Source organism: Nostoc sp. NZL, from assembly GCF_015714705.1.
Taxonomy (GTDB): domain Bacteria; phylum Cyanobacteriota; class Cyanobacteriia; order Cyanobacteriales; family Nostocaceae; genus Nostoc; species Nostoc foliaceum_A.
Genome location: NZ_WBKL01000178.1, coordinates 1 through 25,965, shown reverse-complemented (window position 1 = coordinate 25,965; position 25,965 = coordinate 1). Strand labels below are relative to the sequence as shown.

At 41.2% G+C, this 25,965-nt stretch carries 21 protein-coding genes; 10 read left to right on the top strand and 11 right to left on the bottom strand.

All coding sequences use genetic code 11. The features are described 5' to 3' along the window. Window positions 1-127: 127 nt before the first annotated feature. The 9 genes from F8R90_RS27020 to F8R90_RS26985 form a co-directional block, all read right to left on the bottom strand. A complete protein-coding gene (locus tag F8R90_RS27020) occupies window positions 128-2,308 on the bottom strand; it encodes a CHASE2 domain-containing serine/threonine-protein kinase (protein ID WP_196513244.1) in 2,181 nt (726 codons plus the stop codon). A gap of 168 nt (window positions 2,309-2,476) precedes the next feature. Next, on the bottom strand, window positions 2,477-4,507 hold the full coding sequence (locus F8R90_RS27015) for an FHA domain-containing protein (protein ID WP_196513243.1): 2,031 nt from the start codon (window positions 4,505-4,507) through the stop codon (window positions 2,477-2,479). Next, window positions 4,504-4,686, bottom strand: coding sequence for a DUF6760 family protein (locus F8R90_RS33745; RefSeq protein ID WP_083782463.1), 183 nt, complete (start codon window positions 4,684-4,686; stop codon window positions 4,504-4,506). Before F8R90_RS33745 ends, F8R90_RS27015 begins: the two co-directional genes overlap by 4 nt. Continuing rightward, window positions 4,650-5,033, bottom strand: a complete 384-nt coding sequence (locus F8R90_RS27010; protein ID WP_196513242.1) for a phage tail assembly protein — start codon at window positions 5,031-5,033, stop codon at window positions 4,650-4,652. Before F8R90_RS27010 ends, F8R90_RS33745 begins: the two co-directional genes overlap by 37 nt. A gap of 362 nt (window positions 5,034-5,395) precedes the next feature. After that, on the bottom strand, window positions 5,396-5,743 hold the full coding sequence (locus F8R90_RS27005; RefSeq protein WP_196513241.1) for a hypothetical protein: 348 nt from the start codon (window positions 5,741-5,743) through the stop codon (window positions 5,396-5,398). An 11-nt stretch (window positions 5,744-5,754) separates the two neighbouring features. Next, window positions 5,755-6,249: a phage tail protein gene (locus tag F8R90_RS27000; RefSeq protein ID WP_190899303.1), complete on the bottom strand. Its 495-nt coding sequence runs from the start codon at window positions 6,247-6,249 to the stop codon at window positions 5,755-5,757. A gap of 22 nt (window positions 6,250-6,271) precedes the next feature. Next, a complete protein-coding gene (locus F8R90_RS26995; protein WP_196513240.1) occupies window positions 6,272-6,727 on the bottom strand; it encodes a phage tail protein in 456 nt (151 codons plus the stop codon). Window positions 6,728-6,852: 125 nt separating this feature from the next. Further along, window positions 6,853-8,514, bottom strand: coding sequence for a phage tail sheath family protein (locus tag F8R90_RS26990; protein ID WP_196513239.1), 1,662 nt, complete (start codon window positions 8,512-8,514; stop codon window positions 6,853-6,855). A 30-nt stretch (window positions 8,515-8,544) separates the two neighbouring features. Then, entirely contained in the window at window positions 8,545-9,384 is an 840-nt protein-coding gene (locus F8R90_RS26985; protein WP_190899300.1) for a Pvc16 family protein, read from the bottom strand. A gap of 797 nt (window positions 9,385-10,181) precedes the next feature. Here F8R90_RS26985 and F8R90_RS26980 point away from each other — a divergent pair. The 4 genes from F8R90_RS26980 (at window position 10,182) to F8R90_RS26965 (ending at window position 14,885) form a co-directional block, all read left to right on the top strand. Then, complete coding sequence (locus F8R90_RS26980) at window positions 10,182-11,303, top strand: sensor histidine kinase (protein ID WP_196513238.1); 1,122 nt, start codon at window positions 10,182-10,184, stop codon at window positions 11,301-11,303. An 85-nt stretch (window positions 11,304-11,388) separates the two neighbouring features. Beyond that, window positions 11,389-12,069, top strand: a complete 681-nt coding sequence (locus tag F8R90_RS26975) for a response regulator transcription factor (protein ID WP_196513237.1) — start codon at window positions 11,389-11,391, stop codon at window positions 12,067-12,069. A gap of 43 nt (window positions 12,070-12,112) precedes the next feature. Continuing rightward, window positions 12,113-14,248: a substrate-binding domain-containing protein gene (locus F8R90_RS26970; protein ID WP_196513236.1), complete on the top strand. Its 2,136-nt coding sequence runs from the start codon at window positions 12,113-12,115 to the stop codon at window positions 14,246-14,248. Further along, a complete protein-coding gene (locus F8R90_RS26965) occupies window positions 14,226-14,885 on the top strand; it encodes an FHA domain-containing protein (RefSeq protein ID WP_196513235.1) in 660 nt (219 codons plus the stop codon). Before F8R90_RS26970 ends, F8R90_RS26965 begins: the two co-directional genes overlap by 23 nt. 139 nt (window positions 14,886-15,024) lie before the next feature. On the opposite strand, the gene F8R90_RS26960 is transcribed toward F8R90_RS26965, so the two are convergent. Both F8R90_RS26960 and F8R90_RS26955 read right to left on the bottom strand, forming a co-directional pair. Beyond that, a complete protein-coding gene (locus F8R90_RS26960; protein WP_196513234.1) occupies window positions 15,025-15,990 on the bottom strand; it encodes an eCIS core domain-containing protein in 966 nt (321 codons plus the stop codon). A 353-nt stretch (window positions 15,991-16,343) separates the two neighbouring features. Next, entirely contained in the window at window positions 16,344-18,626 is a 2,283-nt protein-coding gene (locus F8R90_RS26955) for a glycerophosphodiester phosphodiesterase (protein WP_196513233.1), read from the bottom strand. Window positions 18,627-18,817: 191 nt separating this feature from the next. Between F8R90_RS26955 and F8R90_RS26950 the strand changes: the two genes are divergently transcribed. The 6 genes from F8R90_RS26950 (at window position 18,818) to F8R90_RS26925 (ending at window position 25,941) form a co-directional block, all read left to right on the top strand. Continuing rightward, window positions 18,818-19,057 carry a hypothetical protein gene (locus F8R90_RS26950; protein WP_196513232.1) on the top strand — a complete coding sequence of 80 codons (240 nt, stop codon included), beginning with the start codon at window positions 18,818-18,820 and terminating at the stop codon, window positions 19,055-19,057. Further along, window positions 19,057-19,581 carry a phage tail protein gene (locus tag F8R90_RS26945; RefSeq protein ID WP_190899288.1) on the top strand — a complete coding sequence of 175 codons (525 nt, stop codon included), beginning with the start codon at window positions 19,057-19,059 and terminating at the stop codon, window positions 19,579-19,581. The genes F8R90_RS26950 and F8R90_RS26945 overlap by 1 nt, the downstream gene beginning before the upstream one ends. A 200-nt stretch (window positions 19,582-19,781) precedes the next feature. Further along, window positions 19,782-22,970 carry a hypothetical protein gene (locus tag F8R90_RS26940; RefSeq protein WP_230966922.1) on the top strand — a complete coding sequence of 1,063 codons (3,189 nt, stop codon included), beginning with the start codon at window positions 19,782-19,784 and terminating at the stop codon, window positions 22,968-22,970. A gap of 37 nt (window positions 22,971-23,007) precedes the next feature. Next, entirely contained in the window at window positions 23,008-23,550 is a 543-nt protein-coding gene (locus tag F8R90_RS26935) for a CIS tube protein (RefSeq protein WP_196513230.1), read from the top strand. Window positions 23,551-23,660: 110 nt separating this feature from the next. Beyond that, window positions 23,661-25,394 (top strand): VgrG-related protein, encoded by a 1,734-nt coding sequence (locus F8R90_RS26930; RefSeq protein WP_196513229.1) that lies wholly within the window; start codon window positions 23,661-23,663, stop codon window positions 25,392-25,394. Window positions 25,395-25,443: 49 nt separating this feature from the next. Further along, window positions 25,444-25,941, top strand: coding sequence for a PAAR domain-containing protein (locus F8R90_RS26925; RefSeq protein ID WP_196513228.1), 498 nt, complete (start codon window positions 25,444-25,446; stop codon window positions 25,939-25,941). The last annotated feature ends 24 nt before the right edge of the window (window positions 25,942-25,965 follow it).

Genomic DNA, 25,965 nt, shown 5'->3' with positions numbered 1-25,965 from the left:
AGAGATTATGGCGGGAGCCTTCTCTCCGATTTAGGTAAGGTAATAGATACCTCTAAATGGATTAATAATCTTGAAGATCCAAATGAAGCCCAACTGTAAATTTTTGGGTAGTGGCTCAGACATAAGACTAGAGACTTTCGAGAGTTTTGAGTACATCTGCTGCTGATTGATATCGTTGAGTGAAGTCGAAATGTACCATTCTATTTAAGATAATAACTAACTCATCTGTTGCCTCAGTTAATTCGCGCCAATGTTGCCAAATCTGTTGATTGGCATCAGCTTCAATTTGGATAATTATTTCCCCAGTATTTGTGTCTCTGCGAAATTCTCTGGGATCTACTCCAGTTAAACCTTGTATTCCCATGATTCCCAACGCATAAATATCGCTGTTGAGTTTTGGCAAACCGCTCATTTGCTCAGAAGGTGCATAATTAGGAGTACCAATTGAAATGGTCTGAGCTTCTTGCTGCTGAGGCTGAATTTGCTTAACAGCGCCAAAGTCAATTAAAACAATGTGCTGATCTGATTCTCGCCTAATCAAGTTACTAGGTTTGATATCTCGATGGATAACACCATAGCTGTGAACAAAAACAAGCACATGTAAAACTTCTTTGAGTATCTCCACAACTTCAGCTTGTTTTAATCGCTTACCAGAGGTTAGCTCTTTGTCCATAGCGTGCCCTCGAACAAATTCTTGCACTAAAGAAAATTGCCGATTTTCTTCAAAAAAAGCTAGCAGTTGGGGAATTTGTGGGTGCTTACCCAAAGTTTCTAAAATTTCTGCTTCAGCATCGAACAAGCGCCTGACAACATTTAAATATTCTGCATCTTGGCGGGGAGGTCGTAATTGTTTAACCACACACTGCGGATTACCAGGACGCTGGATATCGTCAGCCAAGTAAGTATTGCTAAATCCTCCAGAACCTAAGGGTTGAGTAATTTTGTAGCGGTTGTTTAGTACTGTGCCTAGTGCAATTTCTTGCCCGATGGAATCAGTAATTACCGTTGGCGCTTCATTTGAGGCGTTGCCGCGTTGCCGTAAAAGGCCTTGCAATTCCACAATTAATTGTTGGTGTTCTTGAACCCGTTGGGTAATTTCTTGTTGCTCTTGCTTAGTTTGATAAGCACTATAGGCAAGGACACTCCCGGCAGTAAATACTAACCCCAGCGCTGGAGGTACTACTGGAAACCATCCAGCTTGGGTAAAAATGGCAAAATTGGCTCCAAATAAGACTGCAAGGGCTGTTGCTCCTGCCAATCCTAAGCCTAGTGGATGTTGAATCCGCGATACCAGCAACCCACCAACTACAGTCCATCCCCATATCCAAAGGACTTTACCCCACTCAGGCAAAAACCAAAATAGAGGCTGTTTGTTAAGAACAGCACTGAGAATTTGACTAACGCTGTGGGCATGAATTTCAATTCCTGCTATTTTGCCGGAATTATCTGATTTACCCGTAGCAAATGGGGTATTAAAAATATCATTTAAACTATTGGCTGTTGAACCAATCAAAACGATGCGGTCTTTGACCAAATCTGGTTTAACTTGATTTGCAAGTACTTCTGTAATAGTTACCTGTTGAGCGACCTGATAACCAGAACGGTAGTTAAGCAGGATTTGGTAGCCATTGGTATCCGCTTTTTGATAACCACCAGCGTTACTTTGCAGGGGTTTAAATACGGTATCTCGTAGTTGTAATTCCTTTTTTGGGGTAAATTTTAGTTGGATACCTCCAACTTCTAAGTATTTGAGTGCTAGTTGTAAGCTAAAAGAATAGTTACTTTGACAAGAATCAGACTCTTCTGCACTTACCAATAATAAATTACGACGAATTGTCGCATCAGTATCTTCTACGACATCATTAAATCCTACTCGCTCTGCTTCAACCCCCTGTGGGGGTGCTATTTCCGGATTGTTAGAACCAGAATGTTTGCAGATAGGAATGATGATATCGCTCTGTTGTATGCGTTGCAGTAGCTTTTCATGACCAGGTTGCACTGGTAAGTCACGAAATATATCTAGACCAATGGCTCGCGGTTCATATTCTTCAAGTTTGCCCAACAGCCGTTCTAGAAGTTCACCAGATAGGGGCCAATTCCATTTTTGGATATCTTTTTCAGTTAAAGCAACAATCAATAGACGAGAGTCTGGGCCTGGGTCGCCACGTAATTGCATCATTTGGTCGTAGACCTTCATTTCTAGAGGCTCGAAAACCCCAAGTTTTTGAATGCCCACTAGTAAAATTGTAGCGATCGCACTTGAAAAAATAACTGGCTGTCTAAATAAACTTTTTAATTTTGCAAGCATTTCTCTAGATAAGTTTTATTTTAAAATATACATATTTTTTATCCTCATTTTCAGCATTGAAATTATTCTATGCAATTTGCAACTTTTCACAAAAAATAGCAATTAAATACCAAAATACCCAACTCCTTAAAGGAGTTGGGTATTTTGTGGTTCATGAATAATTTAGTACTAGTCTACAATCGGTTTCAGATAATGCACAATCGCTTCTGCTGTTGGCAAATTAGTTGCCAGTAAAACTTGATTAATAGTGCATAACCTTAACAGTGCTTCTTCATTTGCTTGACCAGGTTGTGCTTGCAGCAAATCTCTTAGGAAAATAACTGCTAAAATTTCTCCTGCTCCAACCAATGAAGCAATTGTTTGATATCCTCCAGAAGTTGGTGCGGGGGTTTGTTGACTAATAGTTATGCCCGCCTGTTGATGTAAGACTTCGCTAATTGATGGCCACGTAATTGTAAAGCTCTGCGAGAAAAATTCCTGATGTTGGGAAACAAATTCAGCAAGTTCTGATTTCTTGCTTTCGTGAGCGATGAGTACTATATTTCTTTCAATGATCATTTGAGAAGGCTCACTTATATTTGTTTCTTCTGAAGTTTCATCAGATTGAGTTGCTTCTAGTTCCGAAGCCTCTTCAACAGTTTGACTGATGCTCTCAGTAGCTCCACTCTCTGTTGTTTCCAAAGATTGAATATCATCTGAGTCAGAGGCTTCACTTACTGGAGCGACATCATCAACAGTTGTATTACTCAAATCAATGTATTGATTGTTGAAAACTTCCGCAACGGTATTATCAGGCTCCGTCAATGTTTCAGAAACGTCGCTTCCTGTTTCATCAATAGCAAAACTAGGTTCTACTTCGTCAACATCTGCACTGTCTTCTGATGTAACTGAGGTGTCTAAATCTACTACCTCATGACTGTTATCTTGTGTAACTTCACTCTCCTCTTCTGGTACTTGGCTCAATGCTTCTTGCGGCTGGATGTCAGCGTCTTCAAGAACTTCGGCGAATTTATCAGCGAAGTTTGCGCTTACTTCTTCCGCGACTGGTGTATCTAAATCTACTACTTCATTTTCATTATGAGTAGCTTCGGGAGCGGTACTCTCCTCCTGAGATACTTCGCCGAAAATATCACGCGGCTGTATGAAGGTGACTTCTGCTGCTAGTGCTGCCTCGAACTCTGCATCTTCATCGGAGGTAGCTTCGGGAACAGAACTCTGTGAAGGAATTTCGTTAAAAATATCACGCGGCTGCACAAAGGTGACTTCTGCTTCTAGTGCTGCCTCGAACTCTGCATCTTCATCAGAGGTAGCTTGTGGAATGGCACTTATATCACGCCGTTGTACAAAGGTAGCTTCTGCCGCCAGTGCTGCTTCAAAGTCTGCATTTTCGTTGTAGGTAGCTTCTGGAACACTTTCCTCTTCAGGAGTTTCAATTATGTTTTCAGGTGCAGCGATCGCATCATCAGCTACAGTAAAAGAAGCTTCTGAGTCTTCGCTAACTTCTGGAACTTCTACTTCCTCAGCATCTGCGCTGACTTCTGCTGCAACTAATGTATGCAAATCCCCAATTTCATCATGAACATCATCTGAAACTTCGCTAATTGCTTCTGGTGACTGAATGATGTTTTCAGGGGTGATTACCTCAACAACCGCGATGACATCATCAGGTTGAATAGAAGCTTCTGAGATTTCGCTGGTTTCTAAGGAAACAACATTAAGTTCAGGTGTTTCTACTTCTTGAATAATTGGCGTTGGAGCTTCGTTAACTACTTCTGGGGCTGGATTAGCAACGTTGGAAGGGCTGACATTTTCAGGCGATCGCGGCCGAGAAAACAATGAAGGGTCTATAATTCTAAAGACTGTCTCTGGCTGCTCATAAGCGGGAGCAACTGTTTCTAAGATCAAAACGTAATCTGCAATCCTAATAATATCTCCATCGCTTAAAGAATATGGTCGATCTTTTTCAGCTTGTTTCCCGTTAAATATTGAGCCATTTCTACTGCCAAGGTCGCAGAAGTAGTAATTTCCACTTTTAACAAAAAACTTAGCATGTACCCGACTAATATCAGGGCTATCTAAGACTAAATCAGAATCAGGAGAACGACCTATTAGCCATTCTCCTCTGGTTGTATTTTCTAAGGTAAGGTCAACTTCATTGATTTCACTTAGATTTGGTGAGTAGCTAACTTTTACTTTCATATTAATTTTTGGTTAATTTTATTGATTTCTGCTACCCAGCGCTGACGGGTAGTGTGTTCTAAATTTAAAATATCATCTTGTGACCAGTGAAAATGATAAGCAATAAAAGCTACCTCCTCATACAAAGTATCAGAGGGGTAGCTTACGACTCCCCCGCTAGTTCTAGCTCCACTGAAAATTGATTATTGCAGTGGGGGCATTGTGTCGAAATGTGTACATTGCCTTGTTGATTGATTCGATTGTAAAATTCTCGGAGATAAGCAATGTCATGTAAGAGCAGTCCTTCGAGTAAATCAGGACTAACAGAGTTGAAACTGCCTAAGCGAGTAATAACCCGTGCAAGCATTACTAATACACCGTAAGCCTGATTTTCCTGAACTCTGCGCTCTTGCTGCACCAAAATTTCATCTTTGGCGGTGGCTAAACGCATCACCCCATGACGATGTATTCGGTGTTCACTATCACTCAGTCCTCTAGGAAGAGTGAAGGCAAATTCTGTGCAGAGAATATCTTTCTTACGGGGCATAGGTACTTAAAATAATTCGTAATTCGTAATTCGTAATTCGTAATAACACTCGCGGACTCGCTACCGCTACACTAACTTAATTAAGTTTTGTAACGGGGATTTAGACCCCGCCACAGAACTTGCCGCGACTGGACTGACTTGTACTGAGCCTACGTTCGTTGCCCTGAGCTTGTCGTAAAGCCTGCGGCATAGCTACGCTTAGGGCGCAGCCTATCGTAGATAAGGGTCGAAGTAGTGCTCGCCGAACGTCTTGTTAGTTGCTTTTTACTTAAACCCCCGAAATTATTTAAATTTGGGCATTGGGCAATAATCAATAGTTCTTTTTCCCCATCTCCCTCATCCCCCGATACCCAATTCCCAATTCAATTATGAAGAAGCGGTTCAGGGGAATTTATTGTATCTTCTGGTATGGAAGTTTCGCTCTCCAAGCCATTGATTCGACGGTAAAAATCTTGGAGATAATTTAAATCTTGGGCAAAAAAGTTTTCCACTATTGCAGGAGTCACTTCCGATAAAGCACCCAAGTGGGTAATCACTCGCGCCAAGATAATAATTGTGGCATAAACGGGATTCGCTTTAACGCGTGGGTCACGCAAGGGTGCAATCTCGTCTATCGCCGTTGATAACCGCATTACACCTTTGCGGTGGAGGTTGCCTTCAGAGTCTAGATATCCCTTAGGCAATGTAAATTCAAACTCTGTTGGAAACATAGTCCTCCTAATTACTTCACGCGTTTAAATTCCTCAAAAGCAACCTCCACCTCCTCAATTTCGATGTCATGGCTGCGGGCGTTGACATCGGCAATCTTATAACTTGCAGGCCAAGCACCAGCTAATTCAAATCTAGCTACTTCTTGATTTGCCTGATTATAAATAGATAAAGCAACAAGTCTACGTTGCTCAGACCAATTACCCTTTTCAACTTTTTCAAACCACTTCCAGAAATCCATAGAGTTGGTGGTACCTCTACGCAGAGTGAGATTACCACTCTTGGGATTGCTAGGAAGTTTAGTTCTCACCACCTGACCTTTTGACTGCCCTTTTGTACCCCAGGTTTGAGAAGTAACTTCAGAAATTTCAATTACCTCTTGTGTTCTTTTGAAGCCTTGACACTCCAAAAAGAAGCAATTTGCGTCGTTTTGACCTTCTAGTTTCAGTTCTAAATAGAACCGATGGGCTGTAAGAACTTCTGGAATTCGGCTTGCGGATTGTACCACTGTTAATTACTGCAAATACTAATTATTTGATCCGTTTAATTCCTTCATGAACCAATTCAATGGTTTCATTCGCCATATCACCACCAGAGGCAGTTAAGGTAGGCCCAGTGTATTTACAAGGATAACAATTGACAATGTTCCAGCGTGCTTTTTCAGAGCCTTGTTGGTCATAAGCAACCACTGAACCAGTCTTACGATTCTGTGCCCACTTCCGAGGGTCTCCCATGTCTTCGTTACAGTCTTGATACCATTTATAAAGGTCTATATCATCAGTGGCGATGACTTTTACTGTGATATTGGTAAATTTAACAACTGTTGGTGTAGCTTGACGCATTAGTTTAGCGCCCTTAGATGAACCGTGAACTTCTTGCGCTGGGGTATTTTCAACGCCTAGTCCGCTTATTTCTTTGATAAATTTATCAGTAATTCCGTCAGCCTCGAAGTAAAACTTACAAGAGGTTAAAAATTCGCCTGCCATACTTTTAGACTCCTTTGTGTGTAATTAATTTGAAGAATGGTGAATGGTGAATGGGGCATTGGGAATAGGAAGAAAAGGAGAATAAGCACCACTCAATCTGCAATGTCCAATGCCCTAACTTAGTGTTACTCGCTATCTTCAATGCCATTCCATTGGCTGATGCGGAAAACAACAAATTCAGCCGGTCTGACGGGGCAAACACCGACTTCGATGTACAAACGTCCTAAAATTCTGGTTTCTGGTGGGTTCAATTCTTCGTCACACTTGACATAAAATGCTTGTGCTGGAGATGCACCAAATAAAGCACCTTCACGCCAGATACGCTCTAAGAAATTACTGACGGTGCGGGTTACACGCGCCCATAAATCTTGGTCGTTCGGTTCAAAAACTACCCACTGAGTCCCCAGTTCTAGGGATTTTTCGATATAGCTAATTAGTCTACGGACACTGATGTAACGCCACTCTGTTTTATCTGGCTCAACTAAAGTGCGTGCCCCCCAAATGCGAATACCTCGGTTGGGGAAGGTACGAATACAATTTATCCCAAGAGGGTTTAATAGTTCTTGTTCGCGGAAGTTTGTGTCATAACCTAAACCAATTACACCTCTGGGAACTTCATTTGCAGGTGCTTTGTAAACTCCTCTGGTTTCGTCAGTGCGGGCCCAAACACCCATCACATGACCACAAGGAGGTACTAAAATTGGATTACCGCGATCGCGTGGATTAGGTACTTTAATCCAAGGATAATAAAGGGCCGCAAACATCGAACGACGGTTAAATCTATTCAACCACTCAACTACTTGCTGGGGTTTGACGGCATCCGGTGGCGCATCAAGTACAACCATGCGGTTGGGCGGATTGGGAATATCGCCACTGGCAGAACCCTCGCACATACTAATCATCAGTTCGATGATGCCGTGAACTTGATCTAAATTCAGTATCTGCTCTTGATAAGCCCGCATCACATCAGGACAGGCTAGCATTGTGATTTCATCAACTTCAAAGATACCGCGTACCCCGGTGCGATCGTCTCGAACCCCTTCTAAATTTTGTGAAAATCTATCGGGTGGGGCGGCAACAATGGGTGGTGCTAGTTCATATTGACCATTCACGGGACGACGAGCTAAAGGCTGTCCGCTTTGAGTTATGTCTTCTACAGTGACATACATGGAATTTCTCAATGCCGCCAGCGCATAAGTTGCAACTTGAGAATTAGGTTCGCGGTTCATGCTCAAGTTCTCGTATTGCTCTAGAAGCTCATCTCCCCGACGAATTTGGATGGTGAAATATTCACCCGTATTTGGAGGCGCTTCTCCTTCAGTACCTTCTGGTAGGGCGCGGGGTGAACCATCAATAATAACGATATTTACTAATCCGCCTGATGCTTGCTCAGGACGCAAAGTAAAGCGGAGGGCAGGACGATTACCTCTAGAGTTGATTCTGAGGGTAGCCGGTTCTGGAGTTGCGGGTCTGGGTGCGCCTGGTAACTGAGTCCCAATGCTTGTCACCCAGCAACGACCGCCACCATTCATAAAGTAGCCGTAGACTGAAAAAGGTAAATAGGCGTTGAAGTCGGTGAACCCATCAGAGTTAGGACGGGCAAAGTAGTTGAGATATTGTGTCCAAGTGGTTACTAGCATGGGCTTGTATAACTCAGCCCCACCGCGAACATCTTCTGTAAAGCCTACAAATCCGGCAACTGCCGTGCTAACACCTTCAATTGGTCGGCTACCTCGGTCAATTTCTTCAATATAGACACCGGGAGCAAAGTAATCAAGTCTAGCCATGAAAGTCTCTCCAAGTCAGTAAAAATCTAATTATTCGGGAGTTAGAAATATTTCTTTGAAAGTATGACTTTGGTTATCTACCAATGCGTTGACGTTTTGGGGTAGATAGCCAGGATGATTCAGAGTCAAAACATAATTACCTAAATGAAGGTCTTCAAAAAAGAACAGCCCTTCTTTAGTGGTTAATATGGACTTTTCAGTTCCCCTCACAGCCACTTCTGTCGCTACCAACGGCAGATTTGTCACCGCACTTTTGACAATACCTGCGATCGCAACTCGTCTAGTTACTACTAGACTGTCAGTATCACGAGACAATTGATTTCGCAAATTGAAAATTCGCTCCCAAACCAAAGGTACTGAAGTAGGTTGTGGCTCGAAGGGTATTGTAACTGTCAAATATAAGGCTGAACGCAATGGTACATTGAGAGCGCTCCACAAAGAGCCAATCTCAATTGGTGGCTCTAGGGCAACTGTCAGGTTCAAATTACCATAGCCTCGTAATTCAGGAACCAAAAACTCCTCTTCCAAGGTGCGATGGCGCAACAGTACGGTCAACGCCTCACTGATAAAGTGATGCTCACCTAAAGCTGTTCTATCCCAGGCTGTTAATAGCAGCGAAACATCAAACCAAGCCGGTGCCCAATTTACAGTAGCAGGTTGTAGAGCGCGTGTTAGCTTGCGTTCAACTTGCCTGCCAGAATGTTGTACCTGCTTACTCTCACGTATATCAAAAATGTATAAATTGAGAGTCGGCCCTGCTCCCTCTTCCCGTCGATTACCAGGATGGCTAAAGTCAATTTGCTCTGTACTGGTAAGTGAGGTTCCTCCAGCTAGAATTTCGGCTAAAGTTTGAAGAACAAAGATAAGCATGAAGGTGTTCTGCTGGTAGCTAATCCAGATGCATCTACAGTATATGTATCAGCCTTCTAAAGTTAATTAGACTTTTGTCGATATTTTTGGATTGGGCATTGGGTATGGGGAAGAGGACTTGGGGACAAGGGGAAAGACTTGTTGCAAGCTTTCGCTCAAGTCACCGAAGAAGCGGAGGGGCAGGGGGCAGGGAGCAGGGGGAGCAAGAGAAGAGTCCCGGAGCCGTGGAGCGGAGCGGAACATGGGTATGTTCGCGAATAGCGTGTCGCAGACAAGCCCCGCCATAAAGGGCGCTCTTACTGGGGCGGAGTCTGAGCTTCCGTCTCAGTTTTCCCCCTTGCTCCCTGCCCCCTGCTCCCCTGCCTCTTTTGACCTTGTCCCCAAGTCTCCCCTACTCTCCCAGAATCATGAGTAAGAAGGCTGGAAAATATTATATTTTCAAGAATCCGAAAAGCAGCAACTTTAGTTTGTAGATTAGTTTGGAGTAGTTTTTCATTGGAAGCACTACATTTTTTCTGTGAGGTGTGATGGATTTCTGTAGGGTAGGGCTAACTACGAATCAAGCATTGTTATCCTTGCCAGATTATTACTGAATGAAGTGTCATATATAAAATCACTACGTACTTATATATACTTAGAAAACGGAGAAGCATCTGTGAATAATAAGCTTAATAATTCTTTGTATGAATTATCTAACAAGATAACTTAACAAAAAAATAAACATTACTGAGACTGCATAAATTTATACTGGTCAGCAGAAGAGTAAAAACATTTGGTTGCAAAAAGCGAGTGAAGCTATGACACTAGGCTTTTCTATACAAAAACTAGAGAATGGCTCGAATTATTTGAGTTCCTCAGACATCCAAAGCTTTTGTCAGCTAGAGTCTGAGCAGTTAACTAGTCAGTATCCAATTTTTTTCGCTCGGATTGTCTACCATGATTGCTTGCTGAAAAATCATCAGGAAGTTATACGTTATGGTCAAGGCCAAGCTCCTTTTTCTCCAAAAACTTTAGCTTATTTGCGCTCAGAAGCATGGCTGACAGATTTTCCACCTGCTTTGACTTTACATGCATTTAAACTTAAGGATTTTTCATCCATTTCTTACATTTGCCCCATAGCCTATAGAAATCAAAAACCTGAATACATCCAAATTATTACTAATGAACCTCTCTCAGAGAGTTTGCAATTGTATGTAAAACGCTCTGCCATGATCCTGAGTAAGTATGTAGATATTTATTTAGACTATGGAAGACAAAAAACTGAAATTCAACTATTGGAAGATATCCTGCATCGAGTCGGTCATCAATTACGTAACTCTCTAGGACTTATAGGATTGTATGCACATAATTTATGCTTAGGTTTAGAGGATAGCCCTTGGCAAGAGCAAGCAACAATCATCGGCGAAAGCATACAAGATTTAGATACTAATTTAAACGAGCTTATTGATTGTGGACAAGGTGCAAAATTAAGGGTAACACTTCAAGATTTAAGAAGTTTGGTAATTGAAAGTATCACAAATTTACAACCTCTAATTAATCAGAAAAAAGTTAAAATATCGATTCCTGACACATCGACGATCCTGAAAATAGACAGATTACAAATGAAACAAGTCTTTGACAATATCCTCAGTAATGCTGTTCATTTCAGTCCTAATTCAGGAACTATTACCTGTAGCTGGCAGATTTTTCAAGATGAAGTTTTAATTAAAATCTCAGATCAAGGGCCAGGATTATCTAAAGAAGATTTACAAAAAGTATTTACCCCATTTTATTCCCGGCGTAAGGGAGGTACAGGGCTGGGTTTAACTATTGCTAAAAAAATTATTTTGGATCATCAAGGAAGTATCTGGGCGCAAGTTTTGTCAGACAGGGGAGCACAATTTTCGATGATTTTGCCTCGATCGAGGAGTGTTAATTAGTTCGTAATTCGTAATTCGTAATTCGTAATGACGCTCTCTACTAGATGCTAAAAGCGAACATGAACTCGCTAACGTAATAAAAAAGATGGCTAATGATAATAAGAAACTTTCGGTTTTGCTTGTAGATGACGAAGAACGGTTTCGTCAAGGGTTACGTACTCTCTTAAATTTTTATAGTATTAATTCTGCATTACCTGTAGAAGTGATGGGTGATGCGGATTCTGTGGAGCAGGTTTTAAAGTTTACAGCCCAGAAGTGTCCAGATTTAATTTTGCTGGATATGCAATTGAAAGGATGTGATGGAATTACAGTTCTAGCACGCCTTAAAGAAACTGCTTACACTGGCAAGGTTTTAGTATTGTCGGCTCATCAAGAAGATGACTGGATTTTTAGAGCAATGCAGGCGGGAGCCGCAGGTTATGTGTTTAAAAATCGTGTAGCAACACAATTGTGTGAGGCTATTGACACTGTAACTAGGTCAGAAATTTATCTACCTTCAGAAGTTGCTAGTAGATTTTTCCGGTTTTTTCAGGCTTATTCAGACTCTTGTGTGAAGGCATGTCATGAGGTGCATTTAACAGAAAGAGAGCAAGAAGTTTTATACTGGTTAACTCAAGGTGCTTCTAATGAAGAAATCGCTAAACATTTATATGTAACAATTGCTACTGTTAAGGCGCATCTCACAAGTATTTTTGAAAAATTGAAGGTTACTAGCCGGACTCAAGCTATTGTGGCTGCCCTCAAGTTAGGATTAGTTCACGCTTGAGTGCGACAGAAGTAATCGGCGCAATTCACGAAACTCTTTGTATATGGCTTCATTTGAATCTTTTTATCAAGAATACCCCTGCTCATACAATTCTCCCTTAAGTTGCGATCGCCCTTTCCAAACGGCACAGCAAATCAAGGGCGCTAAGTTTTGCTTGGAATGTGGTTTTCCGGCAACTTTACCGCAGGAGGCTGAGATTAAAGGAAGTCAAGGGACTTATCAAATAGCTAGTTTTGTCGGTGTGCGGGGTTTAGGCCGCTTATACTCAGGTATCCAACTTAAGGACAAACAGCCTGTAATCATCAAAGAATACCTGCTACCCAATCGCTGTTTTAATGAAAGCGAGACTTTGAAGCGGAAAGAGACTTTCAAACGGGTTGGTGGGATCAGTTTAGCCGATAGTAGAATTCAAAACTTCCGTCTTGTCGAAACTAAAGAAGCGATCGCTGATGAAAAAGGAGAACGCTGTTATTTAATTACTAAAGGAATAGAGTCATCCCAAACTTTAGGGAAATATCTCATAGATAAGGGAGCAATGACATCTACTGATGTGCGTGAGGTACTAAATCAAGGTTTACAAACTCTCCAGTTTCTCCACACTCAAAAGCTGCGTTTTCCCTCAAACCAAACACAACTGGGTATAACTCACGGCAACATCAATTTAGATAGTACTTTAATTAAGGTAGAAAATAATCAAAAATTTTCTATATATTTTTGTGATTTAGCTATCTGGGAAAACTTATTTATTCCACCTATTATTGCTCAACCCGCCCCTGCCAGACCTGAACAGGATTTAGAATCATTAGGATTGCTAGCCTTTTATTTATGGGCAGGACGGACAACTAATTTTTTATCCACCCAGCCTCTCGATCCTAGAGATAATCAACAATGGCCAGATACCGATAGCCATTTAAAGCGGTTTCTTTATCGCCTAATTGGATTGGAAACTCCTTTCGAGAATGCTGAAGCGGCTCGTCAAGCACTACTACAACTTCCTAAAGAAGATCATGTTAATAGTTCAGCGCGATCTTCCTCTGGTTCTCAAGTAATAGAAAAGCGTTTGCCAATGCCTTTAATTCTGCTAGGGATTCTGGCTTTATTACTACTTAGCGGAGGAATATTGTATTGGCTTTTGGGCAAGAAAACAGATAGTCCTAATCAGTATATACAATGGTCTAGACTTGTGCGGAATTTCTCCGAAGTCCCCAACGTTCCTTCAGGACAATTTACTTATACAGGAGAAACAGACAGTACATGGAGCTATGTTTTAACACAACCAGTTGACAACAGTCGTTTAGGAGATTTATTAACCAGACCAAAACCAGATGCAACAGCAACATTTAACTATGAATCTGTTTTATCAGCAAATTTCAATAATCCGATTAAAAGTATTGAAGAAGTCCAAACAAACAAAAAAGATTTTGCAATTACTAGTTTGGTAAATCAGATTACAGATAAACTGACAAAAAAAACAGTTGCTTATGATGGATTAATTGTTTTTGTAGCATTTAATAAAAGAGACTCAAATCTTGCTAATGCTTTGGGGGGGCAAATAAATATTGAGCAATTGCGTCAAATTTACACAGGTAAAATTACTAATTGGCAACAAATTAGTTCCAAACTTCCAAATCTGCCGGTGAAACCTTTTGCCCCAAATGAACCGGAAGCAATCAGTAAATTTCAAGAAATAGTTCTCAAAAATGCCCCTCAGGACGAAGCTTTATTTACAGCGAAAGTTACTAAACTTGATACAACAAAAACCCAAAATCAGATACGCAGTGAGACTTTGGAGGGGCGAACCACTGGTATTATTAGTTTTGGCATTATCAGTAAAACTTGGAAACAGTGTACTGGCTATCCGTTAGCGATCGCAGATGGCAAAAAGTCAGCGATTCAACCTCTGTTTCAACGGCGCGATCGCCGCTCAATTAATCCCTCAGATGATTTGTGTCAACATGATGATTATTATGTTGATGTCACCACTTTCCAAAGCTACCCCTTGGGATACCCTATTTTCGTAGTGTACCCTAAAGACAGCAGCCGCCTGCCTGGTGGTTCTACATTTGCCCAGATGCTAACCACTCGTCAGGGTCAGTGTTTACTTAGTAAAGTAGGTCTTGTAGCTTTACAACCTATGCCTGATGATATAAATTCCTATGCCTGCAAATCGGTGCCCTAATCCCAGTTGCGAATATTTTAACCGCGCCCTGCCTAACAATGCTAAGGTTTGTCCCTGGTGTTCCACTCCTGTGGGTAATGTAGTTTCCAATACACCACAACCGCCTAGTCAACCACCGTCTATTCAACAACAACCTAGTCAACCACCACCCAGTCAACAACCACCTGTTCAGTATCAGCGGCCAGCAACAGACAAACCTAACTACCAAGCTCCCCAACAAGCTCCTGTTGATTATTCAACAGTTTATCAACCACGGGTTTCCTATCCACCAACACCGCCTGTTTATACTCCCCCACCTCAAAGAGCGCCACTTTTAAAGCTGATTCATACCACTGGGAGAGAATTTAACCTCGTTGGGGAAGGAGGTTATATTGGTCGTCGCAGTCAGAGTCCAGGAATAGCGCCGCCAGAAATTGACTTGACCGGCATCCCTAGTGAGGGAATAGTTTCTCGTCGTCATGCGCGAGTCGATTGGGACTGGTCGCAAAATGCATACATGATTGTTGATATGAGTACAAATGGTATTTATTTAAACAACAATCCTCTAACTCCTGGTATGCAATATCGGCTGCTTAACGGTGATTCACTGCGATTTGGTCAGGATAACCTAGTTAATTTTACGGTATATGTTGTGTAATTAAAAAATTGAGCTAATGCACTAGGTTTGCGAAAAGCTGTTAAATTTCCTGGGGTAGTTGATTAATCAACTACCCTTCAATTTTGGCATGAATTGGCTGTTCAATAAAGGAGAAATCAGGACGGCTTTAGCCTGGATCTTATTTTTTTACCCCTTGGTCAGGAATAGATTTACGTTGAACTGCACTACCATTTTGTTGGACAACATGGGTCAACTCATGGGCAAGTAATTCCTTTCCTCCGTTGCTTCCTGGAGAATATTCTCCTTGACGGAAGAAGATATCCTGTCCTGTGGTGAAAGCACGAGCTTGGACGGATTGGTTGAGCTGATCAGAGCGGTTATCTGTGTGGATTTTCACACCGCTGAAGTCAGTTCCAAAAGCCTGTTCCATTGGTTGCCGGATGTCGTCTGAGAGTGGCTGTCCACCTCCACGTGCCTGTTGGATTGAAGTTTCTAGGTCTGAGGTGGCTGCCACTCCACCACCCTTCCGTTGCACCACAGGAGTAATGGAATCCGCTACAGATTTCATTTGTAATTCTTCTTCCTCTTCTGGTAATGCTTCTCGTTGAATAGACTGACGATTTCCCGGCTCGCTCATCTTCTGCATTACCTGCTGTGCTACTCTATCAGCTTCCTGCTCGTAAACATCTCCAGGTTGGTTAACTGTGAGTCTTGTTTGTAAACGCAGTGACATTCGACTAATGTCGTGGGTGAGAGGTTTGTTTAAGGGTTGCGCCTCAGTAACTGCTTTGGGCGAAGCAGCCAGGGATTTCATTTGTAATTCTTCTTCCTCTGGCAATTCTTCCCTTTGCACAGATTGTTTGTTTACAGGTTCGCTTATCGTCTGCATTACCTGCCCTGCTACTCTATCAGCTTCCTGCTCGTAAACATCTCCGGGCTGGTTAACTGTAAGTTTAGTTTGTGGGCGCAGTGATATTTGACTAATGTCGTGCCCTAAAGGTAAATTTCGCGATCGCACCTCATTCGCTGCTTGAGATGAAGCAACAGAGGAGTCTAAACCAAAACCACGTGTCGGTTGTTTGAGTGTAGGTATTGAGAAGGAAGCAGTAGTAGCTTTTTTAGGCTGGACTATGCGTTCTCTCATTTTTATCTCCTGATGCCCAAGCAGTAGGTGGATGAATATTTTGCTGTTACTTACATCTAGAGTACAGCGATCGCACTCATCAAGCAATTCACCCAAAGTCTAAATTTTTGGCAAACCTATTCTAAAGTTAGGTGGGTTAAGCGATCGCATTCTCCCCCCCACCTTCCCAGAACTGCCATTAATGGTTAATCAGATTTTTAATCCAGGTGAATAAAGAGAGTTGTGGGCGATCGCTCTTTGTCTGACTGCAAACCCTTGCCCTTTCTGTTGTTCGGTTAGTGCGTGAACGAAGTAACGCACCCTCATATATTAATATAAGTAGCAGACTGTCGCTACAAGATCAGGCGATCGCACTATGTTTCCTCTAAGGCTATCTTCGTTGCTTCCTGAAGACCTTGCTTTATCCATTGAGCTTTCTTCGGATAATCTGTGAGTATGTGTAATTTCTTTACTTTTGCCAGATTATCTGGGTTCTTTGCATACCTTTCTAATGCATTTTGGATTTTTAGATCGAAGTCTTGATTGCCTTTTTTTCTATCCTCAAATGTAGACTTTACATCCTTGGTTTCGCCAAAGTGAGCCTTAATATCTTCACTAGGCTCAAACTTTTCTAGCTTCAATTCTGTTGGCGCAAACTCCTGTCCAAATACCAAGGTATTGATGAAATTATCTAAATACTTATTGGCAAAAACTAGGTCACTTTTGTCCACATTATTTCTATTAAATTCGACGGTAAACTGATACCGCAGTTCATCAATGAATTTCTCTTGAAAACCTCCAATTTCAAGGTCTGCTTTTTTTACTCCAAGACCAGTGTACAAACCACCTAAAGCTGTTTTTTTACTTCGTAATCCTGCATAGCCTTCTACATCCAATGGAGTTCCGTTGAATAGTACTATTTCCACCGGAGTCTCTGGATTTTTCTTATGAAACTGGCTGATTATTTTGGCTACCGCGTTTTGCAAAGGTCTTAATCCATCTAAGGCTTGATGTGAGTCAGATACCTTGGCTCCTTTCATTTCCACTTCTAGCCTAAAGGACTTACCCGTTATATTATAATAATCCGCAGCTACTGGTAGCACCATATCCAGAAGTTCAGCCAAGGTCATGAATCTACTTCCGGGACTTTCCGTGCGTTCTATTTTTTGAAGTGTTTGGGCAGAAAGGTCTTGCACTTCTGCTTTGTCTAGTTTTTTGCCCGAGGTTGCGAGTAATTGTTTTTGTTTTGTCTTTTGGGCATTCTTCAGCTGTTCTTGCACTTTGTCCTCATGGCTCAACATTGGTACGCCGTCCTTTGAAAGGTAGACGTCACACTCTACTCCATCCAATGCTGGAACTTCTCTTTCTTTCGTAGCTTCATTAAAGGCCGATTGAAAAGCATCAGGCGAGTTTTCTGCTGGACGATTTATCCGTCGGTTATCCGTTTCAGATATTAGCCCTCCCATCGTTCGGTTTGTGGGACCGCTCCCTCGGTGAGCCACTACCGTAGCACCATCTGGGTTTGCTGCCATCAATTGCCGGATCTGACGCAGTTTCACCATAATCTCTTCTTGTATAGGCTGTACTTTTGATGCAATAGCCTTTTGATTGGAATTCTGTGCAAAATTTTCATAAGCATAGGATAAGGGACCAAGATGACTCAGTAGACCATATAACTGCCACATGAATCGAGAACCTTTGTTGTTGAGAAACTCTGTTACTTGCTCCAAGAGAACAAGACCCAATTGCAACACTTCTATACCCGTATCAAAGGCATGTTCGGTGACCAATTTTTTGAATTTGATTGTCAAATCTCGGGCTATAGTTATGATTTCCTCAACTCCCTCTGGTATATTTTTAAGCGTTTCCAGTTTAGCCTCCATCTGTCCAGCAATGCGGTTCATTTTTCGCCACTGGCCAGTTGACTTGGGATTAAATATTTGCTTCTTGTGTATCGTCTTTGCATTCAGAATTTTGATCAATTCGTCTTCTGATTCATAGGTAATATTAGGACCTTCAGCGAGTTTTTTTAGAAAAGTTTTCAGATCGTTTGGCGGTGCTTTGGCTAATAATCCTATATCACGTGTTTTCTTTAATCGTGTGATTACTGCTTCTATCTGCTCTACCGATAATTTCTCTTCTGTAGTTGTTTTGTTAATAAATACTCTTTGGATGTGAGCCGTCTTATCTATGCCAGGACTACTTAATTTAATTGGCGCAGCAGCCATCCCAGCCTCAGCCTGAGGCTGCACCATCGGCTTCAATTGTAATTCTTCCTCATCCTCTGGCACTTCTTGACGTTGCAGTGTGCTATTGTCCAGAGATTTCATCTGCAATTCTTCTTCCTCTGGCAATGCTTCTCGTTGGATAGACTGGCGATTTGCAGGTTGCGCCATTCTTTGCATTACCTGCTGTGCGACGTTATCAGCCTCCTGTTCGTAAATGTCTCCAGGCTGGCTAATTGAGAGTTTTGTTTGGGTACGCAGTGGTATGCGATTTATATTGTGAGTAAGTGGTTTGTGGAGTGGTTGTATTTCAGGAACCGCTTGGCGTGAAATTGCTGACGACTCCAAACCAAATCCGGGTGTCGGGTGTTTCAGGGATGGGATTGAGAAGCCTGTAGTAGTTTTTTTATTCCGGCTGACGTGTTCTCTCATTTTCTTATCCTGTTACCCAAACCGTAGGTAGATAAATATTTTGTTGTTACTAACATCTAGAGTACTGCGATCGCATTTCCAACACAATTCCTCAAAAATCTAAATCCAGGCAAATACTAAGTTCGACTTTTGGCTACTTTTGATTCTGATGCAGTACCTTTAGCCTGGATTCTAGGAGAGTTTTTTTATTTATGGACTCAAATCAGAAACAAAAATTTTTCACATTCGATGGAGATGTTGGCGGTACTGCTGGATACGCAGGGGTTTCAGCCGCATCTGAGGCTAGCAAAGCGGCTAAAACGGCAAGTAAATATCTCAACGACTCACGGCTCTTAAATCAACTCACAGAGCATGTGTATAAACTCTTGCTTGAAGATATGCGATCGCAGCGTGAAAGGCTAGGTAATTATAATTCCCAAAGGTGGTTGTGATGGCTACAGGCGCTAATAACGGCAATATTACCCACGAATTAAATTATGTCACTACTAATCGGTTCTACGTAGAGATAGACAGTTCCATCGCTGCATCTTTCGCTGAATGTACAGGATTAAGTATTCAAATTAAGAAAAATGTTTTTCAGGAAGGTGGTGTTAACGACCAGCAAAGAATTTATTTAGGTCATACAGAATTTGCAGACATCACTCTTAAACGTGGAGTTACCGATCATCCCGGTTTTTGGAACTGGATGAATGCAGTTTTTGATGAAAAAAAGAAAACATCTCGACGCAATGTCAATATTCTGATTTTCAATCAAGCTGGTGAAACGATGATGAGTTGGACTTTGATTGGTGCTATTCCTATAACCTGGAAAACACCTGCACTCCAAGCAGATGGAAAGGCAGTTGCAATTGAAGAATTAACTTTAGCCTATGAAGGTTTACAAGTTGCAAGAGCCACAGGAGGAGGCATTTCTGTACAACGAAATCAAAAAACAGGATATTTCGTTTCTAGCTAATTGACCATTTTTCCACTATATCTATGCAAATTATTCAATTTTCGCTAGGGAACAATCTTCATCCCCTTGGGATAAGATCATGTTTATCTAATTCTCATAAAATGCTAATGAGAAAAAACTCTCCTTCTCTGCATTTGCGAAGTAATATTATTAGTCCTATACAAACTAAATCACCATTAGTTACATCCTCTAAATTTTTATTGTCTAGTGAACATGAGCCGTCGATCCAACCATTAATAGGTTGGGATAGTTGGGATAATCAAGATATAAATAGTGAGTTTACATTACTTGAGGTTGATTCTTTTGATTCAATAGCTTCACCAGAAAATAATACTATTAATAGTAACGAATCGGCAATAAATAGTATTCCAGAGATAATGCCAACTCGCATTGATAACAATACGAGTAATGAGTCATCATCAAAAATAAATATTCAAGGTAAATCTAAATCAAAAAAAATAAATAGATATCAACAGTCGGCAGAAAAAAAACCAAAGCCAAAATCTAAGACTAAGAAAACAGTCAAATCATCAGCGCCTAATAATGTTGATAAATTTGTTGACGAAAGCAATATTGTTCTTAATCTTAACGAAGATAGCTTGTTAACATTAGATGAGCCGCTATCTGTTGAGCCTAATTCGGAAATACCTACATTACAATGGGATATTGCTTCAGACAATACTACGATAGATGCTTTTTCTGCTAATAGTGTAAAACCTAGCATAACGGCATCTAATCTGCCAAATATTGAAGGTAATTCAACTTTACCCAGGAATATTGCTAACGATGAACTGCAATTAAATTCTGAGTTACCATCTAGTTTACCCAGGGCAGAGTTGTTGGGTATAGAAAGTATTTTACCATCAAAAGAAAAGATTGAATTAGACAAAAGCCAAAGTGAATTAGTTGAAAATTCGCCTATAGAATTTCCTGCGCTTAATAATGTGGAGGAACTATTTAGCTCGTCTAGTAACTTTCCCAATAATGAACAACAAGTAATCTCGGAAGCATCAAGATTAGTTAATAGCTCAGATACCCCAGTGAGCACAACGCCATCAAAACAGAATATTAAAACATATCAATATCCTTCTGTAGTTGATAATCAAAGCACCGCTTCAGAAACAAATTTAATCCAAGCAGAAGAGGTTTCACCAAGCTTAAAATCTCCATTACCGTCAGAAGAATTATCACATATAAATAATAGTTTTGAGACAATTACAGGCATTGAAGCAGACTTAATAGAAAGCATTCAAAATGATTTCGTCACAGATAATGAGGTAGCTGATAATTCTCTAGTAAATGCTAACGATACAGCATTTATTTCACCTTATGTTGATGACACACTTTATTCTTTGGGGAATGATGAAAATCCTGTAGAGACTTATAGATATGCGCCCAAAGCGCATGTTTATATACCTAATTTTGAGTCCTCAATTGCAAAAAAAACTATTACAGTACAACAAGAAATTAACTCTAGTGTTACGAGTGAGTCTTCAGCCAGTACGCCTGTTCAGTTAACATCTACCTCTGTCGATATTGAAGATACACCTAGTTTGTTTAGAAACTCTGATAATAATGAACAGTTAGTTACTTCAGAGTCACAATCTACTATGGCAGTTAATGTTTCAGATGTCTCAGCAAATATTATTTCACTGGAACTTGACGGTAATGTGGAGAATACTACCAGCGATTCTACAGAGAGTCAGCCGATCTTAGCACCACCTGAAATTGGTGAAACGCCAACAATTACCACCGCATCACCTGAGATTACTGAAACACCAGTAGTTAGAACCACATCACCTGAGATTACTGAAACACCAGTAGTTAGCACCACATCACCTGAGATTGCTGAAACACCAGTAGTTAGCACCACATCACCTGAGATTCCTGAAACACCAGTAGTTAGCACCACATCACCTGAGATTCCTGAAGCACCAGTAGTTAGCACCACATCACCTGAGATTACTGAAACACCAGTAGTTAGCACCACATCACCTGAGATTACGGAAACACCACTTAACGCCATATCACCTGAAATTGGTGAAACTGCTATGTCTAACGACAAGCCGCTAGGAGTCTACACACCATTAATTACCGCCACATCGCCTGAGATTGTTGAAACTCCAACAATTACCACCACATCACCTGAGATTAGTGAAACTGCGTCTAACGACAAGCCGCTAGACATCTACGCGCGAATTACCGCCACATCACCTGAGATTAGTGACGCACCACTTACGGCCACATCACCTGAGATTGCTGAAGCACCAGTAGTTAGCGCCATATCGCCTGAGATGAATAAAACTGCGAGTATTTTCAGGAAAATTATTGACAATGAACAAACAGTAGAATCAGAATTTCCCACTGCGCTAACAAATCCTGAAATATTAACCTTTGTTGATACCTCAGAGAATTCAATCTCCCCGCAAGATGAGGTAAGCACAGCACCTAAAGTTGAGCAAAATACGACCATTGAAAATTTGCCAGCACCTAAAGGTTATGCTACTGGTGGTCATGTTACAGACTCCCAAGTTGACAATCGCCAACAGATAGCACCCTCAGATACAGTACCTGCAATGCTTACGCCTGGGGAGTTTGTGATTAATACCAGGGATGCACAGAAAAATTTACCTCTACTACATCACATCAACACGGGTGGAACACCCCAAGATATTATCCTCCCAAGTTTACAGACACCCAATCCCACAGAACCAGAAGAAACAACTTCTCCAGAGACTCCGACTAAAGTCGATTCTTTTCCTGACACTTCATTACAGCTAAAAAGCGCTGAGACTGATTCATCTCAGGTATCTAATTCTTTAATTCCTTCTTCATTGGGGTTGAATATTGGAAAACACAGGCTTTCCGTCCTTAATTCTCCACAGCTTAATCTTCTTCAAAACGAAACAATTGATGTAGGTGAACCTTCACCTCAATACTCATCGCCTCCCTTGATTTTCCGAAAAGCAAATTCCACCACTAATACACATTCTCAATGGTCAAATACACCTTCTCAATGGTTGAGTGTGGAAGATTTACTAAATGGAAATAATGATGATTTCACTAGCTTTAATTTTAGTGATGGAGAATCTAACAGCCAAAATTATGAATCTTCTCATGTTTCAGAATCACCACAAGTTTTTGCTAAACACCTTCCTTTACCTAGAGGTTTTGCTGGTGGTGGAGAGGTCAAACCACCTGACATATCTAGAGAAATAGAACCGATAACTGAGACCATAGAGAGCACATCTTCATCTCCTTCAGAAGATGAAAAAGATGATCCGGCTGATCTTGAAGCTCTCGCTCGTGAAATTTATAGCAGATTACGACAACGGATAGAAATTGAGCGAGAGCGTCATGGCGGTTATTCAGGTAGATTACCTTGGTAAATTCCTATTCAATAAATAATTTCGGAGAAATACTCAAATGGCAAGCCCAGCAATTATTGTTATTCAAAAGCGCCAACCGCAACTTGAAAAAGCCAAACTTGTAGCTTATAACGGCGAAGCGCCAGATATTGAATTGATGTTTAATCCCACAGATATTAGTTTTGCTCGAACTGTTAAATGGGAAAGCAAGGATGGTAATAGAGGAACTACTCTACTTCCGAAAGTAAACTTTTCTGGTGTTGAACCTTACAAATTCACACTTAAACAGTTGCTTTATGATACTTATGAAACGAAAGAGTCGGTGATGAAAAAATATATAGACAAAATTAAGAAAGGTGTAGAAACCATCAGCAAAGCAACTGACAAACGACCACCTGTTTACATATTTACATGGGGAAATGAGTATTTTTATTGTGTAATCACGAGCCTAACCTACACTTTAAATATGTTTTTGAGTGATGGTACACCAGTAAGGGCACTGGTAGATATAGCCTTGCAAGAAGTAGATAAGAATAACCTTCCTGGAGGACGTGAATCTGCTTCTACAGGCCCAGATCGTCAGGCAGATCAAAGGCTGTAATAATACTTGTAACCCAAATTAACTAAAGTTATAAGTACTATTTATCACTTTAATTACTATTTTGTGATTAAAGGCTGGACTGAACATTTCATAGTTATAAAATAATAGTTATGCCTCCTAAAAAAAGCCTTTATTTAAGTGAACCTAAAATCCAGATAGAAGGAAAAGCTGCTTCGCCTGAATTAATGAAGGATTTGTTGCAAATCACTGTCGAAGAAAGCGTTCATTTGCCAGCAATGTTTACGCTAGTCATACATAATAGCTATATTCCCACATCTGATCGACCAGAAAGCAAGGCTTGGCGACATGAGCAGTTGTTTAAAATTGGTAAAAAAGTAAAGTTAGGTTTTACTTCGAGTACTACTCAAGATAATAATTTTAAAGATGAGGTAGAAAAATTTTTGATAGAAGGCGAAATTACAGCAATGGAAGTTCACTTCAATGAAAAATCTGAAGCTGATATCATTGTTCGCGGTTATGATATTTCCCATCGTCTGCACAGAGGTCGTTATAATCGTTCTTTTTTAAATGAAACTGATAGCGGTATAGTCAAAAAAATAGTTCAAGAAGTAGGTATAAGACCTGGTAATATAGAGCCAACTGGTGAAGTTCATGAGTATGTCTTCCAAGAGAACCAAACTAATATGGAGTTTTTGCGGGAAAGGGCTGCCCGCATCGGTTTTGAATTATTTATTACAGAGGATAAACTAAATTTTTGTAAACCAAAAACTCAGGGAGCTTTATCACTAGAATGGCTAGTTGATATTAGCAAATTTAGTACTCGCGTCACCAGTTCTGAACAGGTGAGTTCTGTGGAAGTTCGTGCCTGGGACTATACCCAGAAAAAATTGATTAGCGGAACAGCCAAGAAAGAGAAGCAAATAACCGAGACAGGTAATCAGCTAGGAAGTAGTACTAGTAATGCATTTTCTAATCTTAAGCCTGCCCCAATGATTGTTGTAGATAAACCTGTTGCCAGCAAAAAACAAGCAGAGACGATGGCTCAGGCTTTGTGTGATGAACTGGGTGGAGAATTTGTTTATGCAGATGCCAAAGCAGCAGGGAATCCTGAGATTCGTCCTGGACGAGTTGTTACACTTCAGGGTATGGGCGATCGCTATAGTGGTAAGTATTATGTTACAGAAACACGCCATTTCTTTAGTCAGCGGGTTTATGAAACTGATTTCAGCGTGCGGGGACTACGTTCTGGTAGCTTATTCACAACACTATCTCCAGAAAAACGTCTACAGCCATCTGAGACTTTATTAGTAGGAATTGTGACTGATAACAAAGACCCAAAGGGATGGGGTAGAGTGAAGGTCAAGTTTCCGACTCTCACAGAAGAACATGCAAGTGACTGGGCAAGAGTTGTAGCTTTGGGAGCAGGGCCAAAGAGAGGTTTCGACTGTTTACCAGAGGTGAACGATGAAGTTTTGGTAGGTTTTGAACATGGCGATATCCACCGCCCCTACGTCATTGGCGGGGTATGGAATGGCAAGGATGCACCACCGGAAAAGGTAAGTGACTCAGTTACAAATGGAGTAAGATTACGCACCATTAAAACTCGTGTAGGTCATACTCTACAGTTTGTCGAAGAGGATAAAGGAAGTAGTAAAAAAGGTATTCGCGTAGAAACTGAATACGGTCACAAAATATATCTTAACGATAGTCAGAAGTGCATAGAGATTGAAACCAAAGGCGGCCATAAAATCAAAATGGACGACATGGGTAAATCTGTTTCAGTGAAATCAACAGGCAATATGTCATTAGATGCTGCTGGAAATATAGACATTTCAGCCAACGGTACGATTACAGTCAAAGGTGCGTTGATTCGACTTAATTAATTCGTAATTCGTAATTCGTAATTCGTAATAAACACAATAGGAGGTTGTGATGGGTAGACCAGCAGCAAGAATTACCGACAATGTAGCGCATCCCTTACCCCCAGTTTTAACAGGAGGGCCGGGTAGTCCCAATGTGTTGATTGGGTCTTTACCTGCGTGGCGGGGTGTGCTTGCAGCAGCAGTACCAGGTTTGCAGTCTGCTAAAACATCTTCTGATATAGCTATCAAAGCGGCTGAGGCTGCTACCCTAGCGGCGGCTGGTACACCAGGGGCACCTGCTGCTTTAACCGCAGAACAAACTACAAAGACAACGGCAGCTTCTACTATGGGTAGTGCGATCGCTGCTGCTGCTGCTGGTGCTGATATTCATAATTGCGCGACACCCTTGCCTGTCCCTCCTCACGGCCCTGGGGTTGTGATTGACGGTAGTCAGACTGTGCTGATTAACAATCTACCTGCCTCTCGGATGGGCGACACTGTTTTAGAAGCATTAGGGCCGCCGAATAAAATTATCAAAGGTAATCCCACTGTTTTGATTGGCGGGTGATTGGAGAGGCAGGGGGCAGAGGGC

What these genes read in the sequence shown, in the direction of transcription:
- F8R90_RS27005 (WP_196513241.1), bottom strand. Translation starts at nt 5,743, where the DNA reads ATGTTTCCAACAGAGTTTGAATTTACATTGCCTAAGGGATATCTAGAC.
- F8R90_RS26980 (WP_196513238.1), top strand. Translation starts at nt 10,182, where the DNA reads ATGACACTAGGCTTTTCTATACAAAAACTAGAGAATGGCTCGAATTAT.
- F8R90_RS26950 (WP_196513232.1), top strand. Translation starts at nt 18,818, where the DNA reads ATGGACTCAAATCAGAAACAAAAATTTTTCACATTCGATGGAGATGTT.
- F8R90_RS26965 (WP_196513235.1), top strand. Translation starts at nt 14,226, where the DNA reads ATGCCTGCAAATCGGTGCCCTAATCCCAGTTGCGAATATTTTAACCGC.
- F8R90_RS27010 (WP_196513242.1), bottom strand. Translation starts at nt 5,033, where the DNA reads ATGCCCCGTAAGAAAGATATTCTCTGCACAGAATTTGCCTTCACTCTT.
- F8R90_RS26990 (WP_196513239.1), bottom strand. Translation starts at nt 8,514, where the DNA reads ATGGCTAGACTTGATTACTTTGCTCCCGGTGTCTATATTGAAGAAATT.
- F8R90_RS26995 (WP_196513240.1), bottom strand. Translation starts at nt 6,727, where the DNA reads ATGGCAGGCGAATTTTTAACCTCTTGTAAGTTTTACTTCGAGGCTGAC.
- F8R90_RS26985 (WP_190899300.1), bottom strand. Translation starts at nt 9,384, where the DNA reads ATGCTTATCTTTGTTCTTCAAACTTTAGCCGAAATTCTAGCTGGAGGA.
- F8R90_RS26935 (WP_196513230.1), top strand. Translation starts at nt 23,008, where the DNA reads ATGGCAAGCCCAGCAATTATTGTTATTCAAAAGCGCCAACCGCAACTT.
- F8R90_RS27015 (WP_196513243.1), bottom strand. Translation starts at nt 4,507, where the DNA reads ATGAAAGTAAAAGTTAGCTACTCACCAAATCTAAGTGAAATCAATGAA.
- F8R90_RS26960 (WP_196513234.1), bottom strand. Translation starts at nt 15,990, where the DNA reads ATGAGAGAACGCATAGTCCAGCCTAAAAAAGCTACTACTGCTTCCTTC.
- F8R90_RS26930 (WP_196513229.1), top strand. Translation starts at nt 23,661, where the DNA reads ATGCCTCCTAAAAAAAGCCTTTATTTAAGTGAACCTAAAATCCAGATA.
- F8R90_RS26955 (WP_196513233.1), bottom strand. Translation starts at nt 18,626, where the DNA reads ATGAGAGAACACGTCAGCCGGAATAAAAAAACTACTACAGGCTTCTCA.
- F8R90_RS26945 (WP_190899288.1), top strand. Translation starts at nt 19,057, where the DNA reads ATGGCTACAGGCGCTAATAACGGCAATATTACCCACGAATTAAATTAT.
- F8R90_RS26975 (WP_196513237.1), top strand. Translation starts at nt 11,389, where the DNA reads ATGGCTAATGATAATAAGAAACTTTCGGTTTTGCTTGTAGATGACGAA.
- F8R90_RS27020 (WP_196513244.1), bottom strand. Translation starts at nt 2,308, where the DNA reads ATGCTTGCAAAATTAAAAAGTTTATTTAGACAGCCAGTTATTTTTTCA.
- F8R90_RS26970 (WP_196513236.1), top strand. Translation starts at nt 12,113, where the DNA reads ATGGCTTCATTTGAATCTTTTTATCAAGAATACCCCTGCTCATACAAT.
- F8R90_RS26925 (WP_196513228.1), top strand. Translation starts at nt 25,444, where the DNA reads ATGGGTAGACCAGCAGCAAGAATTACCGACAATGTAGCGCATCCCTTA.